Annotated in this window: 13 protein-coding genes; 5 read left to right on the top strand and 8 right to left on the bottom strand. The window is 62.3% G+C overall.

The window, feature by feature from the left end; translation table 11 throughout:
- Positions 1–74 precede the first annotated feature (74 nt).
- The 7 genes from KGA88_RS29565 to KGA88_RS29595 form a co-directional block, all read right to left on the bottom strand.
- Complete coding sequence (locus KGA88_RS29565) at positions 75–1,487, bottom strand: amino acid permease (protein ID WP_110659251.1); 1,413 nt, start codon at positions 1,485–1,487, stop codon at positions 75–77.
- 208 nt (positions 1,488–1,695) lie between these two features.
- On the bottom strand, positions 1,696–3,951 hold the full coding sequence (locus tag KGA88_RS29570) for an ATP-binding protein (RefSeq protein ID WP_223596166.1): 2,256 nt from the start codon (positions 3,949–3,951) through the stop codon (positions 1,696–1,698).
- Positions 3,948–4,721, bottom strand: coding sequence for a substrate-binding periplasmic protein (locus tag KGA88_RS29575; RefSeq protein WP_223596168.1), 774 nt, complete (start codon positions 4,719–4,721; stop codon positions 3,948–3,950). The genes KGA88_RS29570 and KGA88_RS29575 overlap by 4 nt, the downstream gene beginning before the upstream one ends.
- 5 nt (positions 4,722–4,726) lie before the next feature.
- Positions 4,727–5,443, bottom strand: a complete 717-nt coding sequence (locus tag KGA88_RS29580; RefSeq protein WP_223596170.1) for a response regulator — start codon at positions 5,441–5,443, stop codon at positions 4,727–4,729.
- A gap of 92 nt (positions 5,444–5,535) precedes the next feature.
- The gene (locus KGA88_RS29585; RefSeq protein WP_103393523.1) at positions 5,536–6,183 is read right to left on the bottom strand and encodes a TetR family transcriptional regulator C-terminal domain-containing protein; all 648 of its coding nucleotides are present in this window, start codon (positions 6,181–6,183) and stop codon (positions 5,536–5,538) included.
- A gap of 243 nt (positions 6,184–6,426) precedes the next feature.
- The gene (locus KGA88_RS29590) at positions 6,427–7,215 is read right to left on the bottom strand and encodes a class II aldolase/adducin family protein (protein ID WP_223596172.1); all 789 of its coding nucleotides are present in this window, start codon (positions 7,213–7,215) and stop codon (positions 6,427–6,429) included.
- Positions 7,216–7,343: 128 nt separating this feature from the next.
- Positions 7,344–8,393 carry an ABC transporter substrate-binding protein gene (locus tag KGA88_RS29595; protein ID WP_223596174.1) on the bottom strand — a complete coding sequence of 350 codons (1,050 nt, stop codon included), beginning with the start codon at positions 8,391–8,393 and terminating at the stop codon, positions 7,344–7,346.
- 315 nt (positions 8,394–8,708) lie between these two features.
- Between KGA88_RS29595 and KGA88_RS29600 the strand changes: the two genes are divergently transcribed.
- Together KGA88_RS29600 and KGA88_RS29605 are read left to right on the top strand one after the other, a co-directional pair.
- Entirely contained in the window at positions 8,709–10,664 is a 1,956-nt protein-coding gene (locus tag KGA88_RS29600; RefSeq protein ID WP_223596176.1) for an FAD-dependent oxidoreductase, read from the top strand.
- A gap of 177 nt (positions 10,665–10,841) precedes the next feature.
- Complete coding sequence (locus KGA88_RS29605; RefSeq protein ID WP_223596178.1) at positions 10,842–11,438, top strand: cupin domain-containing protein; 597 nt, start codon at positions 10,842–10,844, stop codon at positions 11,436–11,438.
- Here KGA88_RS29605 and KGA88_RS29610 read toward each other — a convergent pair.
- Positions 11,435–12,367, bottom strand: a complete 933-nt coding sequence (locus tag KGA88_RS29610; protein ID WP_223596180.1) for a helix-turn-helix domain-containing protein — start codon at positions 12,365–12,367, stop codon at positions 11,435–11,437. The two genes, KGA88_RS29605 and KGA88_RS29610, sit on opposite strands and share 4 nt — an antisense overlap.
- Before the next feature lie 162 nt (positions 12,368–12,529).
- On the opposite strand from KGA88_RS29610, the gene KGA88_RS29615 reads away from it, so the two are divergent.
- The 3 genes from KGA88_RS29615 (at position 12,530) to KGA88_RS29625 (ending at position 16,458) form a co-directional block, all read left to right on the top strand.
- Positions 12,530–13,888 carry a glutamine synthetase family protein gene (locus tag KGA88_RS29615; protein WP_103393529.1) on the top strand — a complete coding sequence of 453 codons (1,359 nt, stop codon included), beginning with the start codon at positions 12,530–12,532 and terminating at the stop codon, positions 13,886–13,888.
- 183 nt (positions 13,889–14,071) lie between these two features.
- The gene (locus tag KGA88_RS29620) at positions 14,072–15,160 is read left to right on the top strand and encodes a polyamine ABC transporter substrate-binding protein (protein ID WP_110661033.1); all 1,089 of its coding nucleotides are present in this window, start codon (positions 14,072–14,074) and stop codon (positions 15,158–15,160) included.
- Positions 15,157–16,458 carry an NAD(P)/FAD-dependent oxidoreductase gene (locus KGA88_RS29625; protein WP_223596182.1) on the top strand — a complete coding sequence of 434 codons (1,302 nt, stop codon included), beginning with the start codon at positions 15,157–15,159 and terminating at the stop codon, positions 16,456–16,458. The genes KGA88_RS29620 and KGA88_RS29625 overlap by 4 nt, the downstream gene beginning before the upstream one ends.
- The last annotated feature ends 32 nt before the right edge of the window (positions 16,459–16,490 follow it).

Consider the following 16,490-nt stretch of genomic DNA (forward strand, 5'->3'; position numbering starts at 1 on the left):
ACATTGATGGTGACTGACACTGCGCTTTCGCGAGCAAGCCCGCTCCCACAGGGGATGGTGTTTAGTTCAAGGGATCAGGCAGTCGGCAAGCTCGGCGCCAGCACGCCCTGGCGCTTGCGATGGATCAGGAAGTACGCGCCATAGCACAGCGCAATGAAGCCAAAGCCCCAATACAACGACGGACGCTGGGTTTCATCCAGGGCCAGGAACACGAACAACGAGCAGCACAGTGTGATGCACATCAGCGGCAGTACCGGGAACCACGGCGCGCGGTATTTCAGGTCGCTGAGTTTGTTGCCGTCACGCAGCCAGGCCTTGCGGAACTTGTACTGCGCCAGCGCAATGACAATCCAGGTCACGGTGCCGGACATGCCGCTCACCGCCATCAGCACCATGAACAAGGTGTCGGCAGCGACGAAGCTGGTCATCAGCGACACCAGCGCGAAGCACAGGGTGATGCTCAAGGCACGCAGCGGCACGCCGCGCTTGCTCAACGGCGACAGGCTTTTCGGCGCCATGCCGGTTTTCGACATCGCCCACAGGATGCGCGTCGAGGCGTACAGGCCGGAGTTGCCCACCGACAGGATCGCCGTAAGGATCACGAAGTTCATCAGGTCGGCGGCGTAGGGAATACCAACCATGTCGAACACCTGCACGAACGGGCTTTCCATCAGGCCCGCCTGCTGCCACGGCACGATGGCCGACAGCACGATGATTGCCAGCACGTAGAAGATCAGCACGCGGAACACTACGTTGCGCACGGCGCGGGGGATGCTCTTTTCCGGCTGATCGGTTTCACCGGCGGCTACGCCCATGATTTCGCAACCCTGGAACGCGTAGACCACGGTCATCATCACCGCGAACACGGCGGACAGGCCATTGGGGAACAGCGAATCGCCAATCAGGTTGCTCGCCATCGGTGCCGGTGCGCCGCTGCTCAGGGGCATCACGCCGAAGATCACCAGCACGCCGACCACGATGAAACCGAGAATTGCCGCGACCTTGATCCCCGAGAACCAGTACTCCGCCTCACCGAAAGCGCGGGTCGCCATGGCATTGATGCCGAACAGCACCACCACGAACAGCGCCGACCAGTACCAGATCGGCACCGCCGGGAACCAGCGCGTCATCAGCATGCCGGCGGCGGTGAATTCCAGGCCGACGGTGGTGGCCCAGCTCATCCAGTACACCCAGCCGATCATGAACCCGGTGGCCGGGCCGATGTATTTAGTGGCGTGGGTCTGGAACGAACCGGACACCGGCATCTGCACCGACAGTTCACCCAGGCAGACCATCACCAGGTACATCAGGAAACCCGCGACCAGGTAAGCCAGGATCGCCCCGACCGGGCCGCCCTGATTGATGGTCACGCCGGAACCCATGAACAGCCCGGTGCCGATGACGCCACCCAGGGACAGCATGAAAATATGCCGGCTTTTCAGGGCGCGGGTCAGCTGTATGCCTTTGCGATCAGTGTTTTCGTTCATGTCGGCACCTCAGCAGTCGGTGAGGTGTGCAGCGCGCGACAGGACGTCACGGCGCAGGGAGGGATCAGCTTTACGGCAATTCATTATTATTATCTCCAATAAGCTTCGAAGACCGCGCTGCGGCGGTTGCGTCGATTATTGGAAAGCCATGTAAGTTCGCGTTGACCATCAGGATCGAAGTTGTACAAAGTCGTAACAAACTTGTACGTCAGCTCTGCAACAGGCCTTTGAGGGTGTTCAGCGCGAGTTGCAATTGCTCATCCAGCGCCGGGGTCATGCGGCGGATCGCCGCTTCATCGTTGACCAGCGCCAACGCCTCCAGCGCCCTCAGGGTATTGGCCAAGGCACGAAAGCCCAGCGAATCGCCGCTGCCGGCCAGACGGTGCGCCAGTTGCGCGACCTCTGTGCAGTCATCGGCGGCAATGGCCTCCGTGAGTGCATCGCGGTGCTGAACGATCGAGTCACGCAGCACCGCCAGCAGGCCCTGGACTTTCTGCTCGCCAAGCAAGGTGCGATGGGTCTGCAACAGCGGCCAGTCCATTGCCTCATCGCTCAGCAGCGACTCGGCGACAGGCACATGCCCTTCCAGCACCTGGCGCAGGTTTTCCAGCTTCAGGGGCTTGGCCAGGACACCGTCCATGCCGGCCTCCAGATAACCGCGCACCAGCGCCGGCTGCACGCTGGCGGTCAGGGCGAAGACGCGGGTGTGGCGATTCGGCCCGTCGCTGTGGCGGATCTGTCGGCATAACTCGACACCGCTGATGCCCGGCAGATGCACATCCAGCAACAGCAGATCGAACGCCTGCACCGCGCAATGCTCCAGCGCCTGTTGCGCCTCTTCGGCCAGCCACACCCGGTGGCCGTCCCGCTGCAGCAAACCCTTGGCCACTTCGCGATTGAGTGCCACGTCTTCGACCACCAGGATGTTCAGTGCCGGCCCCGCCACACGCACCGGCGCGACTTCAAGCACAGCGCTGGCCGGCTGCAAGGACAGCTCGAACCAGAAGCAACTGCCGCGCCCCTCTTCGCTGTCCACGCCGATGCAACCTCCCATCTGCTCCACCAGATGCTTGCAGATCGCCAACCCCAACCCGGTGCCACCAAAACGCTGGGCGACTTCTTCACTGGCCTGGGTGAAGCGCTCGAAAATCTTCGCCTGCATTGCCGGGGCAATGCCGATGCCGTCGTCCGTGACACTGACCCGCAGGCGCTGCCCGCTCTGTTCGCCGGTTTCGTTGAGCAGCGCCACCTCGACGCTGACTTCGCCGCCTTCGGTGAACTTGATCGCGTTGGCCAGCAGGTTGCTCAGCACCTGACGCAGGAACTGCTCGGCGCCATGGTGATGCTCGGCAATCCGCTGATCGACGCGGCAACTGAGGATCGTGTCGTTGTTCAGCGCTCGCGGCTCCAGCAGTGTCAGCACCTCGTCGAGCAACTGGCGCAGCGAGAAGTCCACCGGTTCGGGATGGCTGACGCCCTCCTCCAGCTTGGCGAAATACAGCACTTCGTTGAGGATCGTCAGCAAGCCTTCGCCAGCCTTGTGCAAGGCATCCAGGCGTTTGCCGTCCTGGGCATCCAGACGCGCGCCGCGCAACAATTCGGCCATGCCGAGAATGCCATTGAGGGGGGTGCGCAATTCGTGGCTCATGGTCGCCAGGAACCGCGATTTGGCGAGGTTGGCTGCTTCCGCCTCATCCTTGGCGCGCATCAGGCTGGCGGTGCGGCGCTCGACCATTTTCAGCAGTTCGTCGCGGTTGTCCTGCAAGGCCAGGCGATCGGTTTCCCGGCGCTCGATGTCCCGCAGGATCGCCCGGCGCATGTCGTCCAGCGCGTGGGCCACGGTGTCGATTTCATCACTGCCGCGGCGCTTGTCCAGGTGCAGGGGTTCGTGCCATTCACCGGCGGCGATGCGCCGGGCAAACTCGGCCATGACTTTCAGGTGGCGGGTCACCAGTCGATAAAACAAGCCCGACAAGGCAACGGCCAGGCCGCAGAGGAACACCGCCATCCACAACAGGCTGGTCAAACCGGTGGCGTAGAGACGCTGGTACACCGCCCCCAGATCGGTACTGACTTCCAGTTCACCAAGGTTGCGCAACGGGCCGGACGGCGGCTGGTAGTCCAGGGCAAAGCGTTCGATGCGCAACGGTCCCGCAGGGTCTGGATTGCCCTGCACCAGGTCGAAATCGGCACTGCTCAGATGCACCCGGGCGACGTCGGAGAAGTCCACCAGGCCGCGCAACTGCACGTTCAACTGTTCCTGGTTCAAGTCCCAGAGACTGCGCTCCAGGCTGGCCAGATAGCCGGCGCGGATCAGCTCCATGCGCGAGTCGATGTCGCGCATTTCCCGGCGGTACTCTATGTACAGTTGCACGCTGCTGGCGAGCACGGTGAAGCACAGGCTGAACAACAGGATGAACAGCAACAGGCGCCGCAGCAGTCCACCGGGGCGGGCGCGAATCATTGCGCATCCGCCGGCAGGTTGATCATGTCGCGATAGGTCACTTCACTCTCGTTGAGCCAACGCTCGATGTCGCCGGCATCAACCATGCGCTGCAACTGCGCATCGATCTCGGGCATGCGAGTGGCCAAGGGCGAGCGCCGCGACACGGCGACCCGCAGGTAGTCCACGTTCAATGCCTTGGGCAAGGCGACGATGTCCTGGCCGCCGGGCAGGTTTTCCACGTACAGCTGGCCGGTGCGCCGCTCCTGGGTGATGAAATCGATGCGCCCGCGAATCAGCTTGCCGAAGTTCTGATGGCTGTCGGAAACCCATTCGATGTTGTTGTTGCGCGCGACCATGCGATCGAACTCCCCACCGTAGCTCTCGCCGAACAACAGGCCGCCACGGTAACGGGCCAGGTCGTCCAGCTGTTCGAACTTCACCGGGTGCTGGCGGTTGATGAACAGCGCCACTTCTTCGCGCAATACCGGCACCGTCGAGAACAGCATGCTCTGTTCCCGTTGTGCGGTGCTGTAGGCCAGCACCACATCGACCCGGCCTTCGGCGGCGTCCAGCAGGCAGCGTTTCCAGTTGCCCAGCACGACAATCTCGACTTCATAACCCAACTGGCCGAACAGGTTTTTCACCACGCTCGGCGCCAGGCCGCGCACCTGTTTGCCGTCGCTCCAGGAGATCGGCGGATACACCGGATAATCGCAATAGCGAACCTTGTCCGCCGCGACGGCATGGCCGGCCATCAGCAACGCCAGCAGGCAAAGCCATCGCGCCATCCGGTTCAGGCTGCCACGCCGGCGGTGAACAGGTAACCGGCGCCGTGGATGGTGATGATCAACTGCGGTTCCGCCGGATCGTCGTGCAACTTGCGGCGCAGGCGCCCGACCAGCACGTCGATGGAGCGGTCGTTGGGCACCCATTCGCGGTTGCGGATCTGGTCCATCAACTGGTCGCGGCTGAGGGTGTGGCCGCTGTTGCGCAGGAACACGCTGAGCAACTGGTACTCGCCGTGGGTCAACAGGGTTTCGCTGCCGGACGCATCGATCAGGCGCCGGCGGTCGGTGTCCAGTGCCCAGTCGGCGAACTGCTTGACCGGTTTGGCCACTGTGACGGCAGGTGCCGGCGTTTGCGCATGACGTACCCGGCGAATCAAGTTTTTCGCCCGGGACACCAGTTCCCGTGGGTTGAGGGGTTTGATCACGTAGTCGTCGGCGCCGCATTCGAGGCCGACGATGCGGTCGATTTCGTCGTTGCGCCCGGTGATCAGGATGATCCCGACTTCCGAGCGCACCCGCAGCTCGCGGGTCAGGGTCAGGCCATCCTTGCCCGGCAGGCGGATGTCGAGCATCACCAGGTCCACGGCCTGGCTGGCCAGGAAGGTTTCCGCCAGCTCTGCCGTGGCGGCGCAATGGACGTCGTAACCTTCCTGGGACAGGTAGGCATGCAGCAGATCGCGAATCAGCGGATCGTCATCGACGATCAATACCCGAGGAGTCATCGCTTGGTGTCCGGCTCAGGCCCGAAGGCCAGTTTCTTATTAGAGTGTTTTCCTGCATCGGCGCCAGAGAGTATCGATTGCTGAACGACTGATCAACAGTCGCTCGTCTGCACGCAGAAGCGCTGGCGTCCGCCGGCCTGCAAACCGTCGACCCAGGCCTCGCAAATCTGGATGCCCTGCTCCGGGGTAAAGGTGCCGGGGTTGAGCCCGGACTCCAGCCACAAGCCGTCGAGCAAGGCGCTGAGGCTGATGGCGGCGAGGTCGGCATCGAAGTGTTCCCAGCCCTCCTCCTGCGCCAGTTCCGCCAGCACCTTGCGCAGGATGCCGCGATACTCGCCATAGGAATGATCGTGGGCCTGATTGATGGCCTCGGCGGTTTTCACCGCGCCCCAGAACGCCAGCCAGGCATCGATCAATTGCGGGTCGAGCAGTTCGGCGGAAAACGAACCACGGAAAAACGCCGACAAGCGCTCCCGGGCATTCGGCGCGGCCTGCTCCATGGCATCGCGCAGCAAGGTCATGACCCGCCCGGTGATCGCCATGTAGGCCTCGGCGACCAGTTCGTCCTTGCCGGAATAGTGATGGCTGATCAGCCCCACCGAGACGCCGGCCTCGGCGGAAATCTTGCGGATCGACGCGCCCTGGAAGCCGTGACGCTTGAGGCACACCAGCGTCGCCTCGATCAGGTTGGCTTTGCGCAACTCCGGTTCCATGCGGGAAAAACGGGCTTCCTGATTCATGGGCGACACGCTCCTTGGTTCAATCGTTTAGACCCGCGCGGGTGAGCGGCGAGCTGAACGACTGTACAGCAAGAGCGAGCCATTTCTCCAGTCCGATGCAAGCCTGAGAACCGCGGCGTCCCCTTCGCGAGCAAGCCCGCTCCCACAGGATCTCGGTCGTTCGCGGGATTTGCGTACACCGACTAGCCCTGTAGGAGCTGGCTTGCCAGCGATGAGGCCAGCACCCTCAACCGAAGACTCGGATCAGTCCCGATACCCCGGCGCCACTCGATCCAGCATTCGCAACAACGCCGCCCAGGCCAGTTGCATGGCATCCGGGTCAGCAAGTTCACCCTCTTCCAACGGCCGTCCCGGATCGTTGAACTGGCGCTCGGTGTGTTCACACACCTCGGCCGATGGCAGCACGACCTCTCCCGCCGCCATGGCCGCCAACTGGATCTCACAGGCCTTTTCCAGGTAGTACATGCGCAGGAACGCCTGGCTCACCGTCTCGCCGACGGTCAGCAAACCATGGTTGCGCAACATCAATACCGATTTATCGCCCAGGTCCGCGACCAGCCGTTGTTGCTCGCTCAAGTCCAGCGCCACACCTTCATAGTCGTGGTAAGCGACGCGGCCGTAGAATTCCATGGAAATCTGGTTCACCGGCAACAACCCGCATTTCAACGCCGCCACCGCGCACCCGGATTTGGTGTGGGTGTGCAGCACGCATTGCGCATCTTCACGGGCGCCATGGATGGCACTGTGAATCACGAAACCGGCCGGGTTGACCGGGTATGGCGATGGCTCGACGGCGTGGCCATCGAGGTCGATCTTGACCAGATTCGACGCGGTGATCTCGTCGAACATCAGCCCGTAAGGGTTGATCAGAAAGTGATGCTCCGGCCCCGGAATGCGCACCGAGATGTGGGTGAAGATCAAATCGGTCATGCGAAAGTGCGCAATCAGGCGGTAACAGGCCGCCAATTCCTCGCGCAGACGCTGCTCGGTGGCGCTGCGTTCGGGGGCCAGGTGAGTGGCGATTTTGTTCATTATTGGGGTTCTCCAGGCTGATCGGCTACGGCAGACCTTAAGGCTGGACGCTTGTGCACGTCCAGCCAACTATCTCTGTAGGAGCCGGCTTGCTGGCTCCTACAAAAGCCAGCTCCTGCAAAGCCGGGTTATTTGCTGGCCCAGGCGTTGAAGCGCTCTTCGAGCTCTTCGCCATGATCGACCCAGAAACCGACGTTCATCGACAGCGCGCCCTTGAGGTTCTGCGGCGCCGTGGGCACCCACTGCGCCAGTTTGTCGTCGAGCCGTGCGGCGGCCTGGGTGTTGGTCGGGCCGTAGGGGATCTGCTGCACGTAGTTGACCTGGGCGTCCGGCTGGTTGGCGAAGGCGATAAAGCGCTTGGCCTGATCCACATGCCGGGAGCCTTTGATGATCGCCCAGTAGTCCATGCCGTACAGGCTGCCGGGCCAGACCAGGCCCAGGTGGCTGCCTTTCTGCGCGGCGTCGGCGATGCGTCCGCTGTAGGTCGAGGTCATCACCACGTCGCCGGCGGTCAGCCACTGCGGCGGTTGCGCGCCGGCCTCCCACCACTGGATGTAGGGCTTGAGTTCAGTCAGCTTGGCAAATGCCCGGTCCACGCCCTGCGGGGTGCCGAGTACCTTGTAGACGTCTTCGGTTTTCACCCCGTCGGCCAGCAAGGCGAACTCCAGGTTGTACACCGCGCGTTTACGCAGCCCGCGCTTGCCGGGGGTTTTCTTCACGTCCCAGAAGTCGGCCCACGAGGTCGGGGCCTGGGCCAATTTGTCGGTGTCGTAGGCAATCGCCACGCTCCATACCAGCGCGGCGGAACCGCATTCCTGTGCCGCGTCGGGGATCAACTGGTCGGCGTGGCCCAGGCGGGTCCAGTCCAGGCGCTCGTACATGCCTTCCTCGCAGCCGCGCATCAGGTCGGGGCCTTCGATCTGCACCACGTCCCAGTCGACGTTGCCGGTGTCGACCATCACTTTGATCTTGGCCATCTCGCCGTTGTATTCGCTCTGGATCACTTTGCTTTGATCCACGGCGGCGAAAGGTTGAAAGAACGCCACGTCCTGGGCTTTTTGTCCGGCTCCGCCGTATCCGACCACCACCATGTCCGATGCTGCCTGGGCGCTGCCCAGGCCCATGGCCACGGACAACACCAAGGGATAAAAACCGTGCTTGAGCGTGTGCGATTTCATCAGTCGTTCCTCTTGCAGGTGCCACGGGACCCAAGGCCCGCGCAGCCCTTTTTTATTGTTGTGAGGTAAGCCCCGGGAGCGGGCTCGAGACGAAACTACTGCAAGACATAGTAAAAAAACAAGTTGATTTTTTACTGAAGGTAAATTTCTATAGGCCAATAATAACAACCGAAAACCTGATGCCTCTGTAGGAGCGAGCTTGCTCGCGATGGACCTGAGAACACCGCGGGGTGTCAGATACCCAGCGTTATCGTTGACGACCATCGCGAGCAGGCTCGCTCCTACACAGGTCAGCCTGCCTGGAGTAATCGCACCATGCCGACACCCGCCTTCGCGCACCTGTTCGAACCCCTGGAGATCCGTGGCAAGCGCCTGAAAAACCGCATCATGTCCAGCGGTCACGACACGTCGATGCCCACCGACAACCTGGTCAATGAGCAATTGATCGCCTATCACCGGGCGCGTGCCGAAGGCGGTGCCGGGCTGATCGTGTTGCAAGTGGCCGGTGTGCACGACAGTGCGCGCTACACCTCACACATGTTGATGGCCACTGACGATGCGTGCATCGAGGGCTACCGCAAGCTGGCGCAAACCTGCCATGCCCACGGCACCGTGGTGTTGTCCCAGGTGTTCCACCCGGGGCGGGAAATCATGGAGTCCAGCGATGGCCTGCTGGCGGTGGCCTACTCCGCCTCGTCGGTGCCCAACGAACGTTTCCGGGTGATGCCCCGCGCGCTGGACCAGGCGATGATCGACGAGATCGTCGACGGTTACGCCGCTGCCGCCCGGCGCCTGCATCAGGCCGGGATCGATGGCGTCGAAGTGGTCGCCAGCCATGGTTACCTGCCGGCACAATTCATCAATCCACGGGTCAACCGGCGTACGGACGGCTACAACGGTGATCTGGAACAGCGTTTGCGTTTTCTGCGCGAGGTCATCAACGCCGTGCGTGCGGCGACCGACGAGCAGTTCATCATCGGCCTGCGCATCTCCGCCGACGAGCGCGACCCGGAAGGCCTGACCGAAGACGAATCCCTGGCCGCCGTGCAAATGCTGCAAACCCAACTGGATTACGTGCACATCGTCGCCGGCACCTCGGCGTCCCTTGGCGGCGCGGTGCATATCGTGCCGCCGATGGCGATCGAGGCGGCCTACCTGGCCAAGGAAGCCGGGACATTCAAAGCCAGTCTGGACATCCCTTTGTTCGTCACCGGGCGCATCAACCAGCCCCAGGAAGCCGAGCTGATCCTGGCTCGCGGCCAGGCCGATGTGTGTGGCATGACCCGGGCGCTGATCTGCGATCCGCAAATGCCCAACAAGACCGACACCGGCCGCGTCGAAGACGTGCGGGCGTGCATTGCCTGCAACCAGGCCTGCATCGGCCATTTCCACAAGGGCCTGCCGATTTCCTGCATCCAGCATCCGGAAACCGGGCGTGAGCTGATTTTTGGCGACCGTAAACCGACGAGCAATCGCAAACGCATCATGATCGCCGGCGGTGGCCCGGCCGGGATGAAAGCCGCCGCCGTCGCCGCCCAGCGTGGCCATGAGGTGACGTTGTACGAAGCCAGTTCGCAATTGGGTGGGCAAGTGTTGCTCGCGCAGTTGCTGCCACGACGCGCCGAGTTCGGCGGTGCCAGCACCAACCTGCAGCGGGAAATGGAGCTGGCCGGCGTTCGCGTGGTGCGCAATACCCGGGTCGACCGCGCACTGGTGGAGCAGGAAAAACCGGACGTGGTGATCGTCGCTACCGGTGCCGAGCCGTACTGGCCGGCCTTTGAGCGCGGCGGTGAGTTGCAGGTGGTGGACGCCTGGCAGGTGTTGCGTGACGAAGTACAGATCGGCCGTTCGGTGGTGGTGGTCGACTGGCGTTGCGACTGGATCGGCCCCGGCATCGCCGAGCGTCTGGTGCGTGCCGGGCATCAGGTGCAACTGGCGGTCAACGGCACCCATTGCGGGGAAAACCTGCCGCTGTACGTGCGCGATCAACTGGCCGGCGAGCTGCACAAACTCGCTGTGCCGATCACGCCGTACGCGCGGCTGTATGGCTGCGATGACAACACGGTCTACCTGCAACACACCGCCAGTGGCGAGCCGATGCTGATGGAGAACATCGATACGCTGGTGCTGTGCCAGGGTCACCAACCGTTGGATACGTTGGGCGCCGAGCTGCAAGGACTGGTGGAGTTCCGCCGCATCGGCGACTGCCTGGCGCCGCGCACCGTCGAAGAAGCGATTTATGAAGGGCTGAAAGTCGCGTGGGAGCTCTGAGGCTGTTTATACTCCGGGGTTTTAACGGCTAACACCAACCCCTGTAGGAGCGAGCCTGCTCGCGATGGTCGCTAACGATAACGCTGGAAGCCTGACACCCAGCGGTGTTCTCGGGTTCATTGCGAGCAGGCTCGCTCCTACAGGGGGTGTGGTCCCCTTCCCGGTTCGGAATTTTCCATGAGCAACAACAGCAAGTCACAGCCCGCAACCGGCAGCGCCGAACCGCATTTCCTCGGTACGCGCATTCGCGGCCTGCGCAAACGCCGGGGCATGACCCTGGCGGAACTGGCGCAACAGAGCGAACTCACCGCCGGCTACATCAGCCAGCTGGAGCGCAACCTCGCGTACCCGTCGATCCCGGCACTGTTCAACATTGCCCGCAGCCTCGGCGTCACCATCCAGTGGTTCTTCGCCAGTGAAGCGGTTACCGCGCCTGAAGACGACGGCGTCGTGGTGCGCAAGCACAGCCGCCTGAACGTGCATTACGAAGACGGTATCGTCGACCAGTTGCTGACGCCGCAAGCCAATCGCCAACTGGAGATGCTCCACTCGCGTTTCCCGCCTGGCACTTACAGCCAGCAAAGCTACAGCCACGAAGGCGAAGAAGCCGGTTACCTGCTGTCAGGCAGTTTCGAATTGTGGGTTGGCGAGCGGCATTTCCAGCTCAATGAAGGCGACAGCTTCAGCTTTTCCAGCCAGGAACCACATCGCTACGGCAATCCCGGTGAGGTGGATGCGGTGGTGATCTGGGTGATTACGCCGCCAACGTTCTAACGTCGGCCGCGCCCGGTTGGCTGCGAGACGCTCGCACGCTTGAGGGTGTCGCTCGGCAATTCCTTGAACAGCGCGCGATAGCTGCTGGAGAACCGTCCCAGGTGCCAGAACGACCAGTGCATGGCCACTTCAGCCACGGTGGTTTGCGTCGGCGTGCGGCTGAGCAATTCGCGGTGGGCGCTGTTGAGCCGGCGCAGGCGCAGCCATTGGGTCGGCGCCATGCCGGTGTAGGTCTTGAACGCGTGCTGCAACTGGCGCAGTGAAACCCCGGCAACCTGGGACAGCTCCAGCAGGTTGAGGTGTTCTTCCGGGGTATCCGCGGCCCATTCCCCTACCCGCTTCATGATCGCCCGCTCCCCGGCCCGACGCTGCAACGCGCCCTGGTCGAGGCCGACGCAGGCGTTGTCGAGAATGAACAGACAGTCTTCGAGCAGTTGCTGGGTCAGCGCTTCGCGGCTCGGTGGATCGTAGGTCTGCGACAGCCGCGTCAAGGTCCCGCTGAGCCAACGACAGAACAGCGCGTTCTGCTGGGAGTTGAGCGGCGCCATGAACAGCCCTTCGAGCCGGGCGATGTCCAGGCTGTGACGCTGTACAAACTCCGGACCGAACACCACGGCGATTTCCTGGTAGTTCTCCGGGGTGATCCAGATGTTGCGACTTTCGCCATTCAACACGTACAGCGCGTTGTCGCCGCGATCGAAACAGAACGACAACGAGCCCTGGGGCGCGCTGAAATTCTGCTCGACCCGGGTGTTCATCGACTCTTCGTAAATCTCCACGCCCTGCAGATCCAGATAGCGCACCAGTCCTGCGAAATGCCCAGGCGACATTTGCTGGTAATGCTGGGTCCAGCCCGGTGTGGCGCGGATTTGCTCGGCGACATCGGCGGTGTTGAACGCTTGGACCTGGAGGGAATTGCAACCTGTCATGGGGCGACCTTACGCACTCTTTTGGTGCGCTTTGTGCTGCTTAAAGTGGATAGATGGAACCGCAAGGCTCGCCCAAGATAGACCTCAACGCGCTACAGGGGAAGTGTCCGGCGGATGAAACCGGCCTCTCCTGGCGTTAATAAAACCAATAACGAGGTCTTTATGAATGTCCCTTTCGATCAGCTGTTCACTTGGCTGAAAGATCACAAGATTACCGAAGTCGAGTGCGTCGTCAGCGATCTGACCGGCATTGCACGCGGCAAAATTGCACCGACCAACAAGTTCCTGCATGAGCGAGGCATGCGCCTGCCGGAAAGTGTCCTTCTGCAAACGGTAACCGGGGACTTTGTCGACGACGACATCTACTACGACCTGCTCGACCCGGCCGACATCGACATGGTCTGCAAGCCGGACGCCGACGCCGTCTACGTGGTGCCGTGGGCCATCGAGCCGACCGCCATCGTGATCCACGACACCTTCGACAAGTTCGGCAACCCGATCGAACTGTCGCCGCGCAACGTGCTGAAGAAAGTCCTGCAGTTGTACACCGACAAAGGCTGGCGTCCGATCGTCGCGCCGGAAATGGAGTTCTACCTGACCCAGCGTTGCGAAGACCCGGACCTGCCGCTCAAGGCCCCGATGGGCCGTTCGGGCCGTGCCGAAAGCGGTCGCCAGTCGTTCTCCATCGACGCGGCGAACGAGTTCGATCCGCTGTTCGAAGACGTCTACGACTGGTGCGAACTGCAGGGCCTGGACCTCGACACGCTGATCCACGAAGACGGCCCGGCGCAGATGGAAATCAACTTCCGTCATGGCAACGCCCTGGACCTGGCCGACCAGATCACCGTGTTCAAGCGCACCATGCGTGAAGCGGCACTCAAGCACAACGTGGCGGCCACCTTCATGGCCAAGCCGGTCGGCGACGAGCCGGGCAGCGCCATGCACATTCACCAGAGCGTGGTGGACATTGCCACCGGCCAGCCGATCTTCGCCGATGCCAATGGCAACATGAGCGAGCTGTTCCTGCATCACATCGGTGGCTTGCAGAAATACATCCCGAAAGTGCTGCCGATGTTCGCGCCCAACGTCAACTCGTTCCGCCGCTTCCTGCCGGACACCTCGGCACCGGTGAACGTCGAATGGGGCGAAGAAAACCGCACCGTCGGCCTGCGCGTACCGACTTCCAGCCCGGACGCGATGCGCGTGGAAAACCGGCTGCCAGGCGCCGACGCCAACCCGTACCTGGCCATCGCCGCCAGCCTGCTGTGCGGTTACCTGGGCATGGTCGAGCGCATCGAACCGAGCGCCGCGGTACAGGGCCGTGCCTACGAACGTCGCAACCTGCGCCTGCCGATCACCATCGAGGACGCCCTGACCCAGATGGAAGAATGCGACACCATCAGCCGTTATCTGGGCAGCAAGTTCGTACGCGGCTATGTCGCGGTCAAACGCGCCGAGCACGAGAACTTCAAGCGCGTGATCAGTTCGTGGGAGCGTGAGTTCCTGATGCTGAGCGTCTAAAAACCTCGGTCCCCAAGGGATCACATATCCCCTGTGGGAGCGGGCTTGCTCGCGAAGGCGGCCTGTCAGTCAACGATGATGTTGAATGTACCGGCCTCTTCGCGAGCAAGCCCGCTCCCACAGGAGGACACAGAACACCAAAGATTTGCCTGAAGAATCCAATAATTCCAAGAAGGTATCGATATGCGTCTATTGAAATCCGTCGTCCCGCTCGCCTTGGCAACCTTGTTCAGCGCCGTTGCCCAGGCTCAGCCACAGGTCAGTGTCTACAACTGGACCGACTACATCGGCGAAACCACCCTCGCCGACTTCCAGGCCAAGACCGGGATCAAGGTGATCTACGACGTATTCGATTCCAACGAAACCCTGGAAGGCAAGCTGCTTGCCGGACGCACCGGGTATGACGTGGTGGTGCCGTCCAACCACTTCCTCGCCCGCCAGGTAAAGGCCGGCGCGTTCCTCAAGCTCGACCGCGAGCAACTGCCGAATTTCAAGAACCTTGACCCGAAACTGCTGACGCTGCTGGAGAAAAACGATCCGGGCAACACGCACTCCGTGCCGTACCTGTGGGGCACCAACGGCATCGGCTACAACGTCGACAAGGTCAAGGCTGTGCTGGGCATCGACAAGATCGACTCCTGGGCCGTGCTGTTCGAACCGGAAAACATCAAGAAACTCAGTGCCTGCGGCGTGTCGATGATGGACTCGGCGGACGAAGTGTTCCCGGCGGTCCTCAACTACATGGGCATGGACCCGCGCAGCGAAAGTGTCGAGGACTACAAGAAGGCCGAAGCCAAGCTGCTGCAGATCCGTCCTTACATCACCTACTTCCACTCCTCCAAGTACGTCTCGGACCTGGCCAACGGCGATATCTGCGTGGCGTTCGGTTACTCGGGCGACGTGTTCCAGGCCGCCAACCGCGCCAAGGAAGCCAAGAACGGCGTGAACATCGCCTACGCCATTCCCAAGGAAGGTGCCAACCTGTGGTTCGACCTGCTGGCGATCCCCGCCGATGCCAGCAATACGAAAGAAGCCCACGCGTTCATCAACTACCTGCTGGACCCGCAAGTGATCGCCAAGGTCAGCGCATCGGTCGGCTACGCCAACCCGAACCCGGCCGCCAAGCAGTACATGGACCCTGAGCTGGTCAGCAATCCCGAGGTGTATCCATCCCAGGAAGTCCTCGACAAACTCTACATCTCCACCACGCCGCCGCAGTCGATCATGCGCCTGATGACCCGCTCGTGGAGCAAAGTGAAGTCCAACAAATGAATCAGTACACCAAGGAACATACCCACTCCTATTACGCGGCGTCCGCCAAGGGCATGAGGCCGCGCCCCGCGCTGGCCTCGGACCTGGTGGCCGATGTCTGCGTGGTCGGCGCGGGTTTCACCGGCATCAACACCGCCATCGAGCTGGCCCAGCGCGGGCTCTCGGTGGTCCTGCTGGAGGCCCGGCGGATTGGCTGGGGCGCCAGCGGGCGCAACGGCGGCCAGTTGATTCGCGGTATCGGTCATGACGTCAGTGGTTTCGCCAAACACATCGGCGCCGATGGCGTGCAATACCTGGAACACGCCGGGACCGAGTCGGTGCAAGTGGTGGCCAATCGCATCGGCGAACACGGCATTGATTGCGACCTGCGCTGGGGTTTCTGCGAACTGGCCAACACCCCGGCGCACTTTGCCGGGCTGAAGGCCGAGCACGCCGAACTGCTCGAGTCCGGTTATGCCCATGAAACCCGCTTGATCGAAGCTGGCCAGATCCGTGAGCAGGTGGTGAATTCCGGCGTTTATGCCGGCGGCCTGGTCGACATGGGCTCGGGTCACCTGCATCCGCTGAACCTGGCACTGGGTGAAGCGCAAGTCGCCGAGTCCCTTGGCGTACAGATCTTCGAACAGAGCCCGGTGCTGGAGCTGATCCACGGCAGCACCGTGCAAGTGCGCTGCGCCGGTGGCACCGTGCGTGCTGGTACGTTGGTGCTCGCTTGCAATGCGCATCTGGAAGAGCTGGAACCAAAACTCAGCGGCAAGGTGCTTCCGGCTGGCAGCTACATCATCGCCACCGAACCCTTGTCGGAAGACGCCGCCAGGCAATTGATCCCGCACAACGTCGCGCTGTGCGACCAGAAAGTCGGGCTGGATTACTACCGGCTCTCGGCGGACCGGCGCCTGTTGTTCGGCGGTGCCTGTCATTACTCCGGGCGCGACCCTTCGGACATCGCGGCCTACATGCGCCCGCAAATGCTCAAGGTGTTCCCGCAACTGGCCGATACGCGCATCGATTATCAGTGGGGCGGCATGATCGGCATCTCGGCGAACCGCTTCCCGCAGGTCGGGCGCCTGAGCCAGCACCCGAACGTCTTCTATGCCCAGGGCTATTCCGGCCATGGCCTGAACGTGACCCACTGGTGCGCGAAGTTGTTGGGCGAAGCGATCCATGCCGGACACAGTAAAGGCTTCGACGTGTTCAGCGCCGTGCCGCACATGACCTTCCCCGGCGGACGCGCCCTGCGCTCGCCGTTGTTGGCCCTGGGCATGTTCTGGTATCGGATGCGGGAAATGCTGGGTTGACCACCGGGCGCCTGAGACGAGGGTCGGCCCTC

This window comes from Pseudomonas sp. A-R-19 (genome assembly GCF_019956575.1).
Classification (GTDB): Bacteria; Pseudomonadota; Gammaproteobacteria; order Pseudomonadales; family Pseudomonadaceae; genus Aquipseudomonas.

Bases quoted from the DNA above. Each gene is read 5' to 3' on its own strand.
- KGA88_RS29585 (WP_103393523.1), bottom strand. From the start codon at position 6,183: ATGAATCAGGAAGCCCGTTTTTCCCGCATGGAACCGGAGTTGCGCAAA.
- KGA88_RS29570 (WP_223596166.1), bottom strand. From the start codon at position 3,951: ATGATTCGCGCCCGCCCCGGTGGACTGCTGCGGCGCCTGTTGCTGTTC.
- KGA88_RS29600 (WP_223596176.1), top strand. From the start codon at position 8,709: ATGCCGACACCCGCCTTCGCGCACCTGTTCGAACCCCTGGAGATCCGT.
- KGA88_RS29605 (WP_223596178.1), top strand. From the start codon at position 10,842: ATGAGCAACAACAGCAAGTCACAGCCCGCAACCGGCAGCGCCGAACCG.
- KGA88_RS29580 (WP_223596170.1), bottom strand. From the start codon at position 5,443: ATGACTCCTCGGGTATTGATCGTCGATGACGATCCGCTGATTCGCGAT.
- KGA88_RS29625 (WP_223596182.1), top strand. From the start codon at position 15,157: ATGAATCAGTACACCAAGGAACATACCCACTCCTATTACGCGGCGTCC.
- KGA88_RS29565 (WP_110659251.1), bottom strand. From the start codon at position 1,487: ATGAACGAAAACACTGATCGCAAAGGCATACAGCTGACCCGCGCCCTG.
- KGA88_RS29575 (WP_223596168.1), bottom strand. From the start codon at position 4,721: ATGGCGCGATGGCTTTGCCTGCTGGCGTTGCTGATGGCCGGCCATGCC.
- KGA88_RS29620 (WP_110661033.1), top strand. From the start codon at position 14,072: ATGCGTCTATTGAAATCCGTCGTCCCGCTCGCCTTGGCAACCTTGTTC.
- KGA88_RS29590 (WP_223596172.1), bottom strand. From the start codon at position 7,215: ATGAACAAAATCGCCACTCACCTGGCCCCCGAACGCAGCGCCACCGAG.
- KGA88_RS29610 (WP_223596180.1), bottom strand. From the start codon at position 12,367: ATGACAGGTTGCAATTCCCTCCAGGTCCAAGCGTTCAACACCGCCGAT.
- KGA88_RS29615 (WP_103393529.1), top strand. From the start codon at position 12,530: ATGAATGTCCCTTTCGATCAGCTGTTCACTTGGCTGAAAGATCACAAG.
- KGA88_RS29595 (WP_223596174.1), bottom strand. From the start codon at position 8,393: ATGAAATCGCACACGCTCAAGCACGGTTTTTATCCCTTGGTGTTGTCC.